Origin of the sequence: Microbacterium sp. NPDC058389, assembly GCF_042722305.1 — a bacterium.
Lineage (GTDB): Bacteria > Actinomycetota > Actinomycetes > Actinomycetales > Microbacteriaceae > Microbacterium.
Window position 1 is genome coordinate 44,971 of sequence record NZ_JBHXJQ010000002.1, and the last position, 16,492, is coordinate 61,462.

Genomic DNA, 16,492 nt, shown 5'->3' on the forward strand with positions numbered 1-16,492 from the left:
TCAACTTGTCTGAGGAGTAAGGTATCCGCCATGACTTCCGCACCACCCGTCGCCCTACCACGGCGAGCCCTGTTCTGGTCGCTCGTCGGCACGCATCTGATGAACGACTTGCAGACCGGCGCCGCGGCCGCCCTGCTCCCGTACTTCATGCTCGAGCAGCGGTACGACTACGCGGCCGTCGCCGGGCTGACCCTCGCGGCGACCTCGCTGTCGAGCATCTTCCAACCCGTCTTCGGCTGGCTCACCGACCGCTTCGCGCTGCGGCCGCTCATCGTGGTGGGCCTCGCCGTCGCCGCGCTCGGCATCGCCGTGGCCGGCCTCACCTCGGCGAACTACTGGCTCACCTGGATCGTCTTCGCGCTGTCGGGTCTCGGCGTCGCGGCGTACCACCCGGCCGCGACGGTCGCCGCGAAGGAGGCCGGTGGCGGCACCAACCGCGCCATGAGCATCTTCTCGGTCGCCGGCAACGTGGGCGCAGCGATCGCGCCGATCGGCGTCGGTCTCACGGTGGGGGTGCTGGGACTGCAGGCGACACCGCTCCTACTCATCCCCACGATCGCGATCGCGGCGGTCTACCTCGTGCTCAACCGCCGTGCGGCGCTCACCCCCACCCGGACGGGCCCGGTAGACGCGGGCGCGCCTGCGGCGGCATCCATCCGCCCTCCCCGCGACCTGTGGGGGCGGTTCGCGTGGCTGCTGCTGATCGTCAGTCTGTGGTCGGTCGCGTACGTCGGGGCGCGCTCGTTCGTCGCTCTCGACGTCATCGCCCGGTTCGGCACCACGACCGGCGTCGGCAACCTCGCCCTGACCGTCTTCTCGCTGGCCGCGGCGCTCGGCACGCTCGTCGGCGGCTTCTTCGCCGACCGGTTCGGGCGCACACGGGTGATCGTGCTCGGCTACGCGCTGGCAACGGCCGCCGCGATCGGCTATCTGTTCGCTCCGACCGAGGCCGCCGCGGTCGTGCTGGCGGGCCTGCTCGGTGGGGCGCTGTTCCTGCCCTTCGCGCTGCACGTGACGCTGTCGCACGCGTACCTGCCGCGCCACCTCGGCACCGCGAGCGGCGTGACGCTCGGCATGGCGACGGCGCTCGGCGGACTGCTCACGCCGGTGCTGGGCGTGCTCGCCGACGCCGTCGACCCGCGCGCCGTGTTCGTCGTGCTGGCCGGTGTCATCGCCGCGGCGTTCGTGTGCGCGCTGTTCGTCCGCGAGCGTACCGACCTCACGCCGGAAAGGGATGCCGCGGCCCCGGCAGGGTCTGAGGTAGAGGCATCCCCGTCCCGCACGTGACGCCGCTCAGCTCCGCCGCGGGGTGGCCGTCGCGGCGGAGGCGGCGGGCGCCGGCACGACGGCCAGAGCTTCGGTGACCGGCGCCGGCGGGGTCGCCTCACGCCGACGGAAGCGCAGCCCCGTGACCAGCACGCCCCCGACGAGCAGCACGCCGCCGACGATCTCGGCCGGCGCCGGGATCTGCCCGAGCAGCAGGGCGGCGGAGGCCATGGCGACGACGGGCGCGAGCAGCACCCAGGGCACGACGGCGGCCGAGGGGTTGCGCGCCAGAAGGCCGTTCCAGATCGAATAGCCGACGATCGTGCACAGCACCGCGGTGTACAGCGTCGACAGCGCGGAGTGCCAGCCGAAGGCGGCGATCCCCGCGATGATCGCGTCGGACCCCTCGACCGCGAACGACAGCGCGAGGGCGGGGACCGGCACGACGATCGCCGACCACACCGTGAGCGACAGCGAGCCGAGCCTGCCCGCACCGCTCACCGCCCCGGCGCGGCGCGAGATGACGTTGCCGATGCCCCACGAGAACGCGGCGGCGAGCGCCAGGGCCACCGCGAGCGCCGGGGCGTCGCCGCCGCGGCCGGCGGCGACGATCGCGAGCCCGACGATGCCGAGGCCGACGCCGATGATCTGGGGGACCGTCGGCCGCTCGCGCAGGACGGCGGCGGCGGTGAGGATCGTGAACACCGCCTGCGCCTGGAGCACGAGTGCCGCGAGGCCCGGCTGCAGACCGAGTGCCATCGACGTGTACAGCAGCCCGAACTGGCCGAGGCTCATGAACAGCCCCACACCGACGACGGTGCGCCACGAGGTGCGGGGTCGGGGCACGACGAAGGCGGCGAGCGCCACGACCGAGAACCGGATCGCCACGAACAGCAGCGGGGGCACGCCGACCATGCCCCAGTCGATGACGACGAAGTTGAAGCCCCACAAGGCCGCCACGGTCGCCGCCAGCACCATGTCACGTCTCTGCATGCCTCCACTTCACCGCGAGAGTGAATGAAGCACAAGCAACCCTTTTCTCATGGAATCTTGTAGATTTGCTTCATGATCGATCTCGAAGCGGTGCTGTCGCTCCGCGCGGTCGCGACCCAGGGCAGCGTGGTCGCCGCCGCGACGAGCCTCGGCTACACCCCGTCGGCTGTCTCGCAGCAGGTCAAGCGGCTCGAGCGCGAGACGGGCATCGCGCTCCTGGAGCGAGCCGGGCGCGGCGTCATCCTCACCGAGGCGGGCACACGGCTGGTCGTCGCCTCCACGCCGATCCTCGCCGACCTCGAGCGCCTGCGGGCCGACCTCCAGCTCGCCGCCGGGCCCGACCGGGTCGTGGGCGAGATCCGCGTCGCCGCCTTCTCGACCGTCGTCCGCGGACTCGTCATCCCCGTGCTGAGCGACCTCGCCGAGCGGCACCCCGATCTCGCGCTGCCACTGCGTGAGAGCGAGCCGTGGGAGACGATCGCCCTGGTCGCCTCGGGCCAGCGCGACCTCGGCATCGTGCACCGCTGGGGAGGAGTGGCCCTCGCGATGCCCGACGACCTCGTCTCGACACCCCTGTTCACCGACGTCGCCGACGTGATCCTGCCTCGCGACCACCCGCTCGCCGACCGTGCCGAGCTGCGCCCCGAAGAGCTCGCCGGCGAGCGCTGGGCCGCCACCTTCGAGGCCACCATCTGCCGCCAGTGGCTGCGACGGCTCTTCGACGGCGTCCCGAACGCGCCGCGCATCGTTCACGAGTCGATGGAGTTCCAGAACCACCTCGAGCTCGCCCGTGCCGGCCTCGCGGTCGCCCTCGTGCCCCGCCTCGGCCGCGGCGACCTCGGCCCCGACCTCGTCGCGATCCCCACCGTCGCGCCCGCCTCGACGCGTGACGTCCTCGCCGTGCACCGCCGGTCGCAGGGGGATTCCCCCGCGCTGCGCACGACGCTCGACGCGTTCGTGGAACACGCCCGCGACATGTGAGGCCAGCGTTCCCGCTCGTTGCGCGAAGCGAGGAACGAGCGAAGACGAAACGCCCCGAGCGCACGAGCAACGTCGTGCCGGGATGCGTTTCGTCTTCGGGCGCCAGAGCGCCCTCCGCTCAACGGCCGGGTGGCTGAGTTCAGTTCCAGGCGGTGCGGCCGAAGCGCTCCCAGCGCTCGACGACGCGCGAGCCGCCGTCGGCGGGCTCGTAGACCGGTCGGCCTTCGATGAACACGCGCTGGACGCGCGAGTCGACCGCGAGCGGGTCGCCCGACCACACCACGACGTCGCCGTCGCGGCCGACCTCGAGGGCGCCGACGCGCTCGTTCAGACGCAGGATGTCGGCAGGGTTCGCGGTGAGCGCCTCGAGCGCGGTCGTCGCGGGGAGCCCGTCGCGCACCGCGAGGATCGCCTGCAGGCGGATCTGGTCGATCGGCACCACCGGGTGGTCCGTTGTGATCGCGACCTTGACGCCCGCCTCGGCGATGAGGGCGAGGTTGCCGATCGCGCGGTCGCGCAGCTCGACCTTCGAGCGCGAGGTCAGCAGGGGCCCGAAGATCACCGGGATCTGCTTCTCGGCGAGCACGTCGGCGATCTTGTGCGCCTCGGTGCCGTGGTTGACGACGAGCGTGTAGCCGAACTCGTCGGCGATGCGGATCGCCGTGGCGATGTCGTCGTGGCGATGGCAGTGCTGGTCCCACAGCAGGTCGCCCGCGAGCACAGCCGCGAGCGTCTCCTTGCCCAGGTCGCGCTCGAAGGGCTCGCCCTTCTCTGCCGCGGCGTCCCGCTTCTCGGCGTAGGCCTGCGCGGCCGCGAACGCGTCGCGGAGGACGGATGCCACACCCAGGCGCGTCTGCGGCGTCTTGCCCTTGTCGCCCCACACGCGCTTGGGGTTCTCGCCGAGGGCCGACTTGACCGACACGTTGGCGGCGAGGATCTGCTCGTCGACCGTGCGGCCGCCCCACGTCTTGATCGCGACCGTACGACCGCCAATCGGGTTGCCGGACCCAGGCTTGATGACGGCCGTCGTGACGCCGCCGCGGAGGGCGTCGCGGAAGCCCTCCTCCTCGATGTCGATGCCGTCGATCGCACGGAACCGCGAACCGTTGGGGTCGGTCATCTCGTTGGTGTCGTTGCCCGACCAGCCCTCGCCCTCCTCGTGCACGCCGATGTGCCCGTGCGATTCGACGAAGCCGGGGACGACCCAGCTGCCGGTCGCGTCGACGACCTCGGCGCCGTCGGGCACCACGGTGTCGGACCCGCCGACGGCGGTGATCCGGCCATCGGTGACGATCACGGTGCCGTTCTCGATGGGGTCGGAGCTGACAGGGACGACGTAGCCGCCGGTGACGGCGAGGATGCGAGCCATGCTCTCCAACCTACGCCTGCCCCCGCCGGCGCCCTTCCGTGCTCTGTTCGCGCGCGGAATGCCCTTCGAGGGGAAGTGCGTCCACCCGCCCGGGTCCGACAGCTGCTCCACTCAGCTCGGCATCGAGGGACTCCTGCGCATGCTGCATGTTCTCGGCGTATGCCGGCGAAACCACCTCTCGCGGTTTGCCGAGGCGTCTGTCATCCTTGGCGCAGGTAGGTCGCTGTGAAGCCGAAATCAGAGGTTTCTTCGCCGTTCGCGTCAATACCGCGATCCCGGCGCACCGCCGCCGGGGTGCTCGGCGGCATCGTCGGGCTGCTGGCGCTCAGTGGAATCGCCGGCGTGCTGATCGTGGCTCCGCTGGCCCCGGCCATCGCGATCTCGGGGAGCGCCGCAAGCACCGCCGCCTCTCTGTTCGACAGCCTGCCGAGTTCCCTCGAGATCGACAGGCTCATGCTTCCGACGACGATCTTCGCCCGCGACCCCGCGAGCGGGAAGGACGTCGAGCTCACGTCCTTCTACGACCAGAACCGCGTCCCGGTGGCGTTCGACGAGGTGTCGGTCGTCATGTACGACGCGATCCTGGCATCGGAGGACCCGCGCTTCTACGAGCACGGCGGCATCGACATCCTGGGCACGACGCGCGCGCTCATCCGCAATGTCCAGGGAGGAGTCACCCAGGGCGGCTCCTCGATCAGTCAGCAGTACGTCAAGAACGTGCTGGTGCAGCGCTGCGAGCGCGACGCCGTCGCCACGGACACGCAGACACGCGACGAGGCGCTGCGCGCGTGCTGGCTCGACGCCACCGATGCGAGCGGGGTCGACGGCTACCAGCGCAAGCTGCAGGAGATCCGGTACGCCGTCGCGGTCGAGCAGAAGTACTCGAAGAACGACATCCTGCTGGGCTACCTCAACATCGCCAACTTCGGGGGCACGACCTACGGCATCGAGGCGGCGGCGCGCTACTACTTCAGCACCACCGCGGCCGGCCTCACCCTCGGGCAGGCGGCCACGCTGGCGGGGATCGTGCAGAACCCCAACACCTTCCGCATCGACCGGCCGAACGGCTCGATCCCAGGCCCGGACGGGACTGCCTTCAACAAGGCCGCAGACGGCTCCGTCGACGATGTCAACCCCGGCACGCTGGCGGCCCTGGACACGCTCCTGGCCAAGGGGACGATCACACCGGAGCAGTATCTCGCGGCCGGGGACGCCTACAGCGCGACGAAAGGGCGGCAGCTCTACGTGCTCGACCGGATGCGGGAGGACGGGCGCATCACGGAGGAGCAGTACGTCGCCGCGGCCGTCGAGCCCATCGTGCCGGTGCTGCAGCCCGCCCTCGTCGGCTGCGCGGCGACCTCGGCGCCCTTCTTCTGCCAGTACGTGGTGTACACGGTGCGCAACGACCCCGACTACGCGAGCGCGTTCGGCGAGACGCCGCAGGACCGGCAGCGCTCCCTCACCCGGGACGGCCTGAACATCTACACGACATTGGACTGGCAGCTGCAGAACGTGTCGCAGGACGCGATGCAGCGGTACGCCCCGCAGACGGTGGCGGGCATGAACTTCGGCGCGGCGACCGTCAGCATTGAAGCCGCAACAGGACGCATTCTCGCGATCAGCCAGAACAACGTCTTCAGCGAAGACCGCGATCTCGTCGCCTCCAGCCCGGCGTACACCTCCCTCGTCTACGCGGGGGACCTGGTGCACGGGGTGTCGAAGGGCTTTCCGACCGGGTCGACCTTCAAGCTGTTCACCCTGGTGGACTGGCTCGAGAAGGGCCATTCGCTCTACCAGAGCGTCAACGGCAGCCTGCGGCTGATCCCGCGGCTGGCCGACCGGTGCGAGGGCGCGTGGATCAATCGCGAGAAGCACATCGTCCGCAACTTCGGGGGCGTGAAGGGGTACACCGGCACGCCGATGCAGTTCACCGCGCAGTCGTTGAACAGCGGCTACCTCGGCATGGCCGAGCAGCTCGACCTCTGCGACATCGAGGACGTCGCGGCGCGCCTGGGCGTGACCCGCGGCGACGGGACGCCCGTCGACATCGACGGCGCGGCGGCGATCATCGGCACGAACAACATCGCGCCGGTCGCGCTGGCCGCCGCCTACGCCGCGATCGCGAACAACGGCGTCTACTGCATCCCCCGCGCGATCGAACGAGTGGTGGATGCCGACGGCACCGAGCTCCCCGTGCCTGGCGACCGCTGCACCCAGGCCGTCAGCCCCGGGGTGGCCGCCGCGGCCGACTTCGCGCTGCAGGGAGTCACCCGCGCGGGAGGGACGGGCGCCGCCGGCAACCCGGGCGACGGCACGCCGACGATCGGCAAGACCGGCACGCACGAGCAGTACCAGACCTGGTTCGTCCAGTCGAACACCCGCGTCACCACGGCGGCGTGGGTCGGCAACACCGACGGCTTCGGCGACCTGTTCCACACCTCGTTCAACGGCCGGCTGCTGTCGGCCATCCGATTGCCGCTGGTCAAGGACATCCAGCTCACGGCCGATCAGCTCTACCCCGGCGGAGGCTTCCCCGAGCCGCCCCCGGAGCTGGTGAGTCGTGGCCGGGCCAAGCCGCCATCCACCACCCCGGCCCCTCCGCCCGATGACACGACGACCGATCCGGGCAACGGCAACGGCAACGGCAACGGCAACGGCGGGAACGGTCGCGGCAACGGCTGACGCGGTGATCTCCGCGGACGCGGGCGAGGAGGTGCGCGTCAGCCTGCCCGCGATGGGCGTTGCGGGTGGGATGCCGTCATCCGGCGCTCGTCAGCCCCGCGCGGCTCGGCGCCGCAGAGCGATCAGCCCTGCGCCGAGTGCGAGCAGCAGCCCGGCGAGCACGACGGGCACGACGGACGCCGTGCCCCCGGTCGCAGGGAGTCCGGCGTCCGAGCCGCCGCCGTCGGAACCGCCGCCGTCGGAGCCTCCGCCGTCGGGGACTGCGGAGATCACTGCGGTCGCCGTGGCGGTGTCGTCGTCGGTCGACGCGTCGACGCAGGCGTCGCACGCCGTGAGCGACGCGGTGTTCGTGACCGTGCCTGCGGCGGAGGCAGGCACCCGCGCCACGACGGTCGCGGAGCCGTCGGAGGGGATCGTGGCCGTCACGTCGACGGGGCCCGTGCCCGCGGCGGCGTCGCAGGCCGAGCCGTCCGAAACGGTGCAGGTCCACTCCGCCGATGCCGGCAGCGCGTCCGAGATCGCGGTCTGCGGTGCCGCGACGGGGCCGGCGTTCGAGACGGTCACCGTCCACACGACGGTGCCGCCCACGGTGACGCCCGTGTTCGCGGCCTTCGCGATCGCGAGGTCGACCGGCACGACGCAGGGCGTCGAGACCGTGGCCGAGTTGTTGGCGACGACGAGCTCGCGCCGTGTGGTCGCCGCGTCGGCCGTGAGGGTCGCGGTCTCGTCGGTGCAGACGGCGAGATCCGCGGTCGCGTCACCGGTGACGGTCAGCTGCGTCGCCGCGCCCGCGATGAGGTCGCCGAGCACGCACGTGAGCGTCGAGCCGGTGAGGGTGCATCCGGGCGGCGCGGTCACGCTCGCCGGGTCCAGGATGGCCGGGAGGGCGATCGCGACGGTCGAACCGGGCGCGTCGCCGGCGCCGATGTTCTCGACGTCGACCGACCAGGTCGCGCTCTGCCCGTACATGAGCGGCGCCGGTGTCGAGAGCGCGGTCGAGACCGCGAGGTCCGGGAAGGCCGGCACGATCGTCGTCGACACGGAGGTGTTGTCGGCGAGATCCGTCTCGGTGCGGTCCGCAGGGGCGGCGACGTTCGCCGTGTTCACGATCGTCGAGCCCGCCGACGCATCGGGGACCGTGCCGGTCACGACGAAGGTCGCGGTGCCGCCGCGCTCGAGGTCGACGGCCCACGGACCAGAGCCGATGCCGGCGTCGGCGGGGCAGACCCCGGCGGTCGCGGTGCAGGTCCACGCGGCATCCGTCATCCCCGCCGGCAGCCCGGAGTCGGTCACGGTCGCCCCCTCGACGGGATTGGTGTCGTCGTTCGCGACGACGATTGTCCACGTGCCCGTCGTGCCGGGCTCGACGCTCGCCGGGCCGGTCTTCGTGATCGCCAGGTCTGCGGCCGCCGTGGCGACGAGGTTCGTGATGTCGTAGTTGTCGGTCGCGCCGCCGGTCCCGGCCGAGAAGCCGAGCGCGAACGTGGCCGGCCGCGCCGGCTGCAGACGGGCCGGGATGCCGGCGCCCGCATCCGCCGCGGGGGCGATCGTGCGCACGTCGACGGCGTCGAACAGCGTCGCCCCGTCGACCACGACCGTCAGCAGGATGCTGTCGGCGCCGGACGGCGCGACGGTGACCGCGACGTGCCGCGGCGTCACGCCGTCGGTCTGGATGGTCGCGGGCTCGATGGCGAGCACGGGCCATTGCGGCGCGTTCGGCGTCGCCGCGCCGCCGCGCAGCACGACGTGGTTCGGGGCGCCGACGTTGAACGGGGCGAAGTTGTCGGCGCTGAAGTTGCCGGCGTTGTCGAACCCGACGGCGACGTACCCGCCCTGCATGCCCGCGTAGCCGGCGGCGCCGCCGCCGATGCCCAGATTGGGGGCCTGCGCGCCGTCCATGAGGAAGAACGTGAAGGCGTCACCGGGATTGCCGCCGCCGAACGCCTGGTAGTCGAATTCGGCGTGGAACGCGACATCGGAGCGGAACGGCTGCGCGAGGGTCGCGTTGCCGGTGCCGCCGGTGACGGCGTTCGTCAGCCGCAGTCCCGTCGGGAGCAGCTCCGTGGCGTTGTTCGCGTCGTCGGGCAGCACCCACTGGTCGCTCGTGAACGAGCCCGCGAACGGCTCCTCCACGGGGAACGGATCCGCCGGCGGCGGCGCAGCGACAGCGGTCACGGTGCCGCCGCTCACGAGGGCTGCGACAGCCGCCGACACGACGACGAGCTTCAGAGATGCACGCACGGGTCCTCCTGCATCCGGTGCCACCACGCTAGCCCACGTCCCCCGTTACGGTGAGGAGGTGGAGATCACCGAAGCACGCCGGTTCGCGCAGCAATGGGTCGACGCATGGAACGCCCACGATCTCGACGGCGTGCTCGCGCACTTCGCCGATGACGCGGAATTCTCGTCACCGGTCGCCGCCCAGCTGCTGCCCGAATCGGAAGGCGTGCTGCGCGGCAAGGCGGCGATCCGCGCCTACTGGGCGGTCGGCATCGAGCGCATCCCCGACCTGCGGTTCGAGGTCGTCGACGTCTACACCGGCGTCGACCTGATCGTCATCAACTACCGGAACCACACCGGCGGACTGGTCAACGAGGTGCTGCGCCTCGGCGCCGACGGTCTCGTCGTCAGCGGGGGCGGCACGTATCTCGTGGCCGACGCGGGGGCGGTCAGCGGCGTCCAGCCCGGCTGAGACGGGTCAGAGGATCCCGAGCACGGACTCGGGACTTCGAGTCGAGCTCGGCGCCGACCGGACCTAAGCCCTCGGGTCCGTCCCCGAGGCGTTCGGGTGGCACGACACGCGGCATCCACCACCGCGAACCCGCGTGTCGCGGCACCCGGAGCACGGGCTCAGGGGCGCAGCAGCACCTTGCCCACGCGGCCGGGGCGCGCGCCCGCCTCGACCGCGGCGCGCACGTCGTCGAACGAGTGGATGCTGTCGACCGGGAGGGTCAGCCGGCCGCTGCCGACCAGCTGGAACAGCTCGCCGAACAGCGCCTGCCGCGTCTCGGACGGCATCGCCGCCGACACCTTGCTGCCCCAGAAGCCCTTGACGATCGCCTGCTTGAAGATCAGGTCGCCCGACGACAGCTCCATGCGGTCCGACGCCATGGCGCCGAACGACACGAGCGTGCCGCCCTCGCCCAGCAGGTGCAGCAGATCGCCCGACGCGGAGCCGCCGACCGAGTCCACGGCGGCGCGGATGGGCCGGCCGCCGGCGAGCTCGAGCGCCCGTTCGCGCCAGCCCGCATCGGCGGTGGCGACGACGTCCGGGATGCCGGCGGCGGCCAGCTCTGCGGCATCCGCCTCTCTTCTCACGATGCCGATGACGTGGATGCCGCGGCTCGCGCCGATCTGGGCCACGAGGCGCCCCACCGTGCCGTTGGCCGTGTTCTGGACGATGACGTCGCCCTCGCCCACCCCGAGGAAGTCGACGAGCGAGATCGCGCTGAAGGGCATCGAGATGAGCTGGGCCGCGACCTCGTCGGGGATGCCGTCGGGCACCGGCACGACGGCGCCGGCCTTGGCGATCGCGTACTCCGCCCACACGCCGAACGTGCCGCCGGTGGCCACGCGCTGACCCACGGCGATGCCCTCGACCTCGTCGCCGATCGCATCGACGATGCCGACCGCCTCGGTGCCGGTCCGGGCGGGCAGCTCGGGTTTGTAGCCGTAGGTGCCGCGGATGGTCCACAGGTCGTGGTTGTGGATGGGAGCCAGCAGGATGCGCAGGCGCACCTCGCGGGGTCCGGGCTCGGGGAGGGGCAGGTCTTCGACGCCGAGCACCTGGGCCGGGTCGCCGAACTCGTGATGGACGATCGCACGCACGGGCAGAGCCTACGCTCCGCGGCTGGGCGGTCAGCCGAGCGGCGGCCGGTCGAGCACCGTCGGCACGTACTCCAGCAGCTGGCTGCGGCGGTCGAACGTGCGCGCCTCGACGAGGTCGAGCCGCACGTCGGGGTAGCCGTCGAAGATGCGCTCCTGCCCGGTCGCGCCCGTGATCACGGGGAACACCACGACGCGATAGCGGTCGACGAGCCCCGCCGTCAGCAGCGACCGGCACAGCGACACGCTGCCGAGTGTGCGCAGCGGGCGGTCGGACTCCTCCTTGAGCCGCCGGACGAACACGGCCGCATCCTCGCGCACGAGGGTGGAGTTCTGCCACGTCAACGGGTCTTCGAGCGTCGACGAGAACACGTACTTCTGCACGTCGTCGAGCACGTCGGTGCCCTCTTCGCCTCCGGCCGTGAGCTCGGACATCACCCGGTAGGTGGTCGCCCCCATGAGGATCGGCGCGTCCTGGTCGGGCAGTTGCTCCAGCCAGCCCAGGTAGTCGGGACCTTCGAGGCCCCACCAGCCCGGCCATCCCTCCGCGGCGCCGTAGCCGTCGAGCGACATGATGAAGTCGATCGTCAAGGTCTGCATCCGAGCCTCCTTCGCGGGCGGTTCCCCGCCTCTCGCGTGGGAACCTCGGTCGTGCGGCTGCCTCGCGCCCGAGCCTAGGCCGGTGTCCGGCGGCGCATAACCCCGGCCCGGGGCGACGGGCGTCGTTCATCGAACGTGGGCGCGGCGGACTCGTCGGACCTCGCGGCGGTCCAGCGGAAGCCGATGACGAGGCCCGCGACGATCAGCATCAGGCCCGCCCCTACGAGCGGTGCCGGCGCTGGTGCGCCCAGCAGCATCGCGGTGAGGACGGATGCCGGCGCCGCGGCCCCCGCGCACAGCCCGGCGCGGTCGGCGCCGAGCCGGGCGACCGCGGCGAACCACAGCACGAACGCGGCGGCGGTGACGGCGAGGCCGAGGTAGAGGACCGGCACGATGCTCCGCAGCAGCGCGGCAGCGTCCGGCCGCTCGACCACGACGGCGAGTGCGCCGAACGCGGCGGCCGCGACGATGCACGTCCACAGGGTGTAGGCCACGGAGCCGAGACGGGCGGCGCCGCGCCCGGCGCACAGCGTGAACGCCGCCTCGCACACGACGAGCCCGACCGCGCACAGCACGCCGACCGCGTCGGTGCGACCCCACCCGGTGACGAGCACAGCGCCCGCCGACACGACGAGCCCGCCCACCACGAGCCGCCCCGAGGGCGCTCGTCCGGCCGCCAGCGGCCCCGCGACGGCGAGCACGAGCGGTATGCAGGCGACCGCCGAGCCGAGCACGGCGGGCTCTGCGTGGCGGACGCCGACCAGCATCACGAGGTTGAACCCGACGAGTCCCACCGCGGCCCCCGCGACCGCCCACCCGACGTCGGCGAGCGCCGGTCGTGGCAGACCGGCGCCGGTGCGGCCTACGCGCCACCCCAGTGCCGCCGCGACGACGGTCGCGGCGAGCGCATAGCGGGCGGCCTGCAGCGAGAACGAAGGCAGGGCGCCGGTCGCGCCGATCACGGCGACGCTGCTGCCCGTGAGGGCCATGGCGAGGATGCCGCTGAGAGCGGCGGGCTTGGTGCGCATGCCTCCAACGTGGCGTCGGTCTGGTTCACTGACCAGGGCCACCGAGGGGTCGATAATCTGGTCCAGTGATCCTCGGACTCGACCCCGGAGATGCGCCGCGGGTGCGACGCGCGGACTGGTTGACTGCTCGGCTGCGTGCCGCGATCACCGATGGCACGCTCGCTGTCGGCTCATACGTGCCGGCCAGTCGTGCCCTCGCCGTGGACCTCGGCTGCGCCCGGGGCACGGTCGTCGAGGCGTACCAGCGCCTGGTCGAGGAGACCTTGCTCGTCGCCGAACCGCGTCGCGGAATCCGGGTCGCGGCGCGACCCGAGACGATGCATGCCGCGGACGGAATGAACCCCGCGACCTCCGCATGCCCGACCGCCGCGCCGTTCATCGATCTCGCGCACGGCGTGCCCGACGTGACCGCCTTCCCCCGCGCCGCGTGGCTGCGGGCCGAGCGCGAGGTGCTGGAGGCCGCGACCGTCGCACAGCTCGGGTACCCCGACCCCGCGGGCGCGCCCGAGCTGCGCACCGCCCTGGCCGAGTGGCTCGCGCGTTCGCGCGGGGTTGTGGCGCACCCCGACCTCATCCTCGTCACCGGCGGCGTCGCGGGTTCGCTCAGTCTGCTCGCGCAGGTGCTCGCGGCCCGCGGCGAGCGCTCGGTGGCGCTGGAGGATCCCGGTGCCGCCGGCTCGCGCCTCCTGCTCAGGCGATGGATGCCGCACCTCGACGGCGTCGCGGTCGACGAGGACGGGATCCAGGTCGATGCCCTGGCGACGACCGGTGCGCGCACCGCCGTCGTGACTCCCGCGCATCAGTACCCGACCGGCGTCGTGCTCGCGCCCGAGCGCCGCCGCGGGCTGCTCGGCTGGGCTCGCACGGTCGACGGCCTGATCGTCGAGGACGACTACGACGCCGAGCACCGCTACGACCGCCGCCCGGTGCGCGCGCTCCAGCCCGCCGAACCCGGACGGGTCGCGTACACCTCGAGCCTGTCCAAGACGCTGGCTCCCGCGCTCCGGATGGGCTGGCTCGTCCCGCCCGCGGGGCTGCACGCCGAGTTGCTCGACCTCCGGCGGGCGACCGACCTGGGACCACCGGCGATCCCGCAGCTCGCACTGGCCCTGCTGCTGCGCCGCGGCGTGATCGAGCGGCACCTGCGGACCGTCCGGGTCCGGCACCGTCGTCGCCGCGACGCGCTCGTGGCCGGACTGCGCGCCGGCCTGCCTGACATGCGGATCGGCGGTGTCGCCGCGGGACTGCACCTCCTCGTCGACGCCGCGGACGCCGACGACGTGGAGCTCGCCGCGCGACTCGCCGCGGAGGGAGTCGCGGTGCAGCCGCTGTCGCAGTTGTACGCCGACGCAGCACCGCGCTCCGGTCTCGTCCTGCACTACGGCGGGCAGCCGGAGCACGTGCTGGCCGCCGCATCCGTCCGCATCGCGTCCGCGCTGCGAGCCTCGCCGCCCGCGTGAGTCAGGACCCGACAGCACCGCCGCTCGTGTTGTCGGCGCTCCGGCGTAGCGTGTCAGCGTGACCTCGATCATCACGCTCCGCCCGTGGACGGATGCCGACCTCGGCATCCTCGTCGCCAACAACGCGCCCGAGATGACGGTCTATCTCGGCGGCCCCGAGACCGCCGACAAGGTGGAGCGACGACACCAGGTGATCCTCGACGGCTGGGCCAACGACGAGACGTGGTTCTTCGCGATCCTGGCCGACGGTGAGCCGATCGGATCGGTCGGGTACTGGCCGCGACTGCACGACGATACGCCGGTCTTCGAAGCCGGCTGGTCCGTGCACCCGGCATTCCAGGGGCGTGGCCACGGCGCCGCAGCGCTGGCCCTGTGCATCGAGGATGCCCGTACGCGCGCGACCGTCGATCGCCGCCTGCTCTACGCCTTCCCGCGGATCGACAACGGCCCCTCGAACCGCATCTGCGCGAAGGCGGGCATGACGAACACGGGACCGGTGCCCTTCGAATATCCGAAGGGCGTCCCGATCACGTGCCACGCGTGGGTGGTCGACCTACTCCCCGTCGGCTGAACGAGACCGGGCCGGCGCGAGCCACACCGTCGTCTCGCCGGCGACGACCCCGGCGGGCGTGTCACCGCTGGCCAGGACGACCTCGCCCTCGTCGAGCGGGTACGGTGCGACGCCGAAGTTCGTCACCACCCGCCATCCGTTGGGACGGGCGAAGGCGAGCACGTCGGCTCGGCCCGTCTCCAGCCACTCCAGGCGCTCGTCCGTCTGCAGCTCGTGCCGCAGCAGCAGCGCCCGGCGGTACAGCGCCAGCGTCGAGTCCGGATCGGCCTCCTCGACATCGACGGCGTGGCGGCCGAACCATTCGGGCTGCGGCAGATGGGATCCGTCGGACCCGAACCCGAACGCGGCGCCGTCGGCACGCCAGGGCAGCGGGACGCGGCATCCATCCCGTCCGATCTCGGCTCCCGCCGTACGGAAGAACGTCGGATCCTGACGGGCGGATGCCTCGATCTCGACGACCTCGTGCAGCCCGAGCTCCTCGCCCTGGTACAGGTACGTCGATCCCGGCAGGCCGAGCAGGAACAGCGTCGCAGCCGAGGCGCGACGCCGACCCTTCGCGCGGTCGAGCGGGGGCTCCGTGCCGCCCGAGAGCAGCCACGCGCCGCCGGGGCGCTCGTCGTCGTGCCGCCTGCCGTCGGCGTCCGCCGTGTTCGGCAGGCCGTAGCGGGTCGCGTGGCGCACGACGTCGTGGTTGGACAGCACCCACGTGCTCGACGAACCGGACTGCGCGGCCAGCGCGAGGTTGTCGGAGATGATGCGACGGAACTGTCCGGCGTCGAAGTCCGCGACCAGCAGGTCGAAGTTGAACGCCTGCCCGAGGCTCTCCGGCCGCGCATACAGGTGGATGCGCGTCGGGTGCACCCACGCCTCGGCTACGGCGGTGCGCGGCGGGTCGTACGAGTCGAACACCGCGCGCCACTCGGCGTAGATCTCGTGCACGTCGTCGCGGTCGATGAGCGGATGGTTGCCGTCCTGCGGGATCAGCGCCAGCTGATCACGCGAGGGGAGGGGTTCGGTGAGGTCCTTCGTGAGCATGTGCGCGACGTCGATCCGGAATCCGTCGACCCCACGGTCCGACCAGAAGCGCAGCGTGGTGAGGAAATCCTCGTGCACCTCGGGGTGGTCCCAGTCGAGGTCGGGCTGCTCCTTCGCGAAGTTGTGCAGGTACCACTGCCCGGGCGAGCCGTCGGGCTCGGTGACACGCTCCCACGCCGATCCGCCGAACACCGACAGCCAGTCCGTGGGCGGCTCGGCGCCGTCCGGCCCGCTGCCCTCGCGGAAGATGTACCGCTCGCGCGCGGCCGATCCGCGCCCGGCGGCCAGCGCCTCCTGGAACCAGACGTGCTGGTCGGACGTGTGGTTGGGCACGATGTCGACGACGACCTTGATGCCGTGCTCGTGCAGGGCCGCCAGCATCCGGTCGAAGTCCTCGAGGCTGCCCAGGCGCGGGTCGACGTCGCGGTAGTCGGCGACGTCGTACCCGCCGTCGGCGAGCGCCGACGGGTAGAACGGGCTCAGCCACACCGCGTCGATGCCGAGCTCGCTCAAGTAGTCGATGCGCGACGTGATGCCGGGCAGGTCGCCGATCCCGTCGCCGTTCGCATCGGCGAAGCTGCGCGGATAGATCTGGTAGACGACGGCCTGACGCCACCACGGTGCGGCATCTCCGGCGGGGCGGGTGTCGAGGGCGAGGTCGGGGGTGTTCGTCACGAAGGGT

General features: G+C 72.2%; 14 protein-coding genes. 6 read left to right on the plus strand and 8 right to left on the minus strand.

The genetic code is table 11. The features are described from left to right. Positions 1-30 precede the first annotated feature (30 nt). Positions 31-1,287, plus strand: coding sequence for an MFS transporter (locus ACFWJ8_RS03025; protein WP_378808786.1), 1,257 nt, complete (start codon positions 31-33; stop codon positions 1,285-1,287). Between the two features lie 6 nt (positions 1,288-1,293). Here the strand turns inward: ACFWJ8_RS03025 and ACFWJ8_RS03030 are convergent, their stop codons facing one another. Next, the gene (locus ACFWJ8_RS03030; RefSeq protein ID WP_378808789.1) at positions 1,294-2,259 is read right to left on the minus strand and encodes an EamA family transporter; all 966 of its coding nucleotides are present in this window, start codon (positions 2,257-2,259) and stop codon (positions 1,294-1,296) included. 72 nt (positions 2,260-2,331) lie between these two features. Here ACFWJ8_RS03030 and ACFWJ8_RS03035 point away from each other — a divergent pair, with 72 nt between their 5' ends. Beyond that, positions 2,332-3,240 carry a LysR family transcriptional regulator gene (locus ACFWJ8_RS03035; protein WP_378808792.1) on the plus strand — a complete coding sequence of 303 codons (909 nt, stop codon included), beginning with the start codon at positions 2,332-2,334 and terminating at the stop codon, positions 3,238-3,240. A gap of 139 nt (positions 3,241-3,379) precedes the next feature. On the opposite strand, the gene ACFWJ8_RS03040 is transcribed toward ACFWJ8_RS03035, so the two are convergent. Together ACFWJ8_RS03040 and ACFWJ8_RS03045 are read right to left on the minus strand one after the other, a co-directional pair. Beyond that, positions 3,380-4,609, minus strand: a complete 1,230-nt coding sequence (locus tag ACFWJ8_RS03040) for an amidohydrolase (RefSeq protein ID WP_378808795.1) — start codon at positions 4,607-4,609, stop codon at positions 3,380-3,382. Between the two features lie 200 nt (positions 4,610-4,809). Continuing rightward, positions 4,810-5,064, minus strand: coding sequence for a hypothetical protein (locus ACFWJ8_RS03045; protein WP_378808798.1), 255 nt, complete (start codon positions 5,062-5,064; stop codon positions 4,810-4,812). On the opposite strand from ACFWJ8_RS03045, the gene ACFWJ8_RS03050 reads away from it, so the two are divergent. Then, the gene (locus tag ACFWJ8_RS03050) at positions 5,063-7,291 is read left to right on the plus strand and encodes a transglycosylase domain-containing protein (RefSeq protein WP_378808801.1); all 2,229 of its coding nucleotides are present in this window, start codon (positions 5,063-5,065) and stop codon (positions 7,289-7,291) included. The genes ACFWJ8_RS03045 and ACFWJ8_RS03050 overlap by 2 nt on opposite strands. A 90-nt stretch (positions 7,292-7,381) precedes the next feature. On the opposite strand, the gene ACFWJ8_RS03055 is transcribed toward ACFWJ8_RS03050, so the two are convergent. Beyond that, positions 7,382-9,532 (minus strand): LPXTG cell wall anchor domain-containing protein, encoded by a 2,151-nt coding sequence (locus ACFWJ8_RS03055; RefSeq protein ID WP_378808803.1) that lies wholly within the window; start codon positions 9,530-9,532, stop codon positions 7,382-7,384. 58 nt (positions 9,533-9,590) lie between these two features. Between ACFWJ8_RS03055 and ACFWJ8_RS03060 the strand changes: the two genes are divergently transcribed. Then, entirely contained in the window at positions 9,591-9,983 is a 393-nt protein-coding gene (locus tag ACFWJ8_RS03060) for a nuclear transport factor 2 family protein (RefSeq protein WP_378808805.1), read from the plus strand. Between the two features lie 158 nt (positions 9,984-10,141). On the opposite strand, the gene ACFWJ8_RS03065 is transcribed toward ACFWJ8_RS03060, so the two are convergent. From ACFWJ8_RS03065 to ACFWJ8_RS03075, 3 genes are all read right to left on the minus strand, one after another. Then, a complete protein-coding gene (locus ACFWJ8_RS03065; protein ID WP_378808808.1) occupies positions 10,142-11,119 on the minus strand; it encodes a zinc-binding dehydrogenase in 978 nt (325 codons plus the stop codon). A gap of 30 nt (positions 11,120-11,149) precedes the next feature. Next, complete coding sequence (locus ACFWJ8_RS03070; protein ID WP_378808810.1) at positions 11,150-11,716, minus strand: dihydrofolate reductase family protein; 567 nt, start codon at positions 11,714-11,716, stop codon at positions 11,150-11,152. 74 nt (positions 11,717-11,790) lie between these two features. Continuing rightward, entirely contained in the window at positions 11,791-12,744 is a 954-nt protein-coding gene (locus tag ACFWJ8_RS03075) for a DMT family transporter (RefSeq protein ID WP_378808813.1), read from the minus strand. 65 nt (positions 12,745-12,809) lie between these two features. Here ACFWJ8_RS03075 and ACFWJ8_RS03080 point away from each other — a divergent pair, with 65 nt between their 5' ends. Both ACFWJ8_RS03080 and ACFWJ8_RS03085 read left to right on the plus strand, forming a co-directional pair. Then, on the plus strand, positions 12,810-14,204 hold the full coding sequence (locus ACFWJ8_RS03080; protein ID WP_378808816.1) for a PLP-dependent aminotransferase family protein: 1,395 nt from the start codon (positions 12,810-12,812) through the stop codon (positions 14,202-14,204). 58 nt (positions 14,205-14,262) lie between these two features. Further along, on the plus strand, positions 14,263-14,775 hold the full coding sequence (locus ACFWJ8_RS03085) for a GNAT family N-acetyltransferase (protein WP_378808818.1): 513 nt from the start codon (positions 14,263-14,265) through the stop codon (positions 14,773-14,775). Here ACFWJ8_RS03085 and ACFWJ8_RS03090 read toward each other — a convergent pair. Beyond that, positions 14,758-16,485 (minus strand): glycoside hydrolase family 13 protein, encoded by a 1,728-nt coding sequence (locus ACFWJ8_RS03090; protein ID WP_378808820.1) that lies wholly within the window; start codon positions 16,483-16,485, stop codon positions 14,758-14,760. The genes ACFWJ8_RS03085 and ACFWJ8_RS03090 overlap by 18 nt on opposite strands. Positions 16,486-16,492 lie beyond the last annotated feature (7 nt).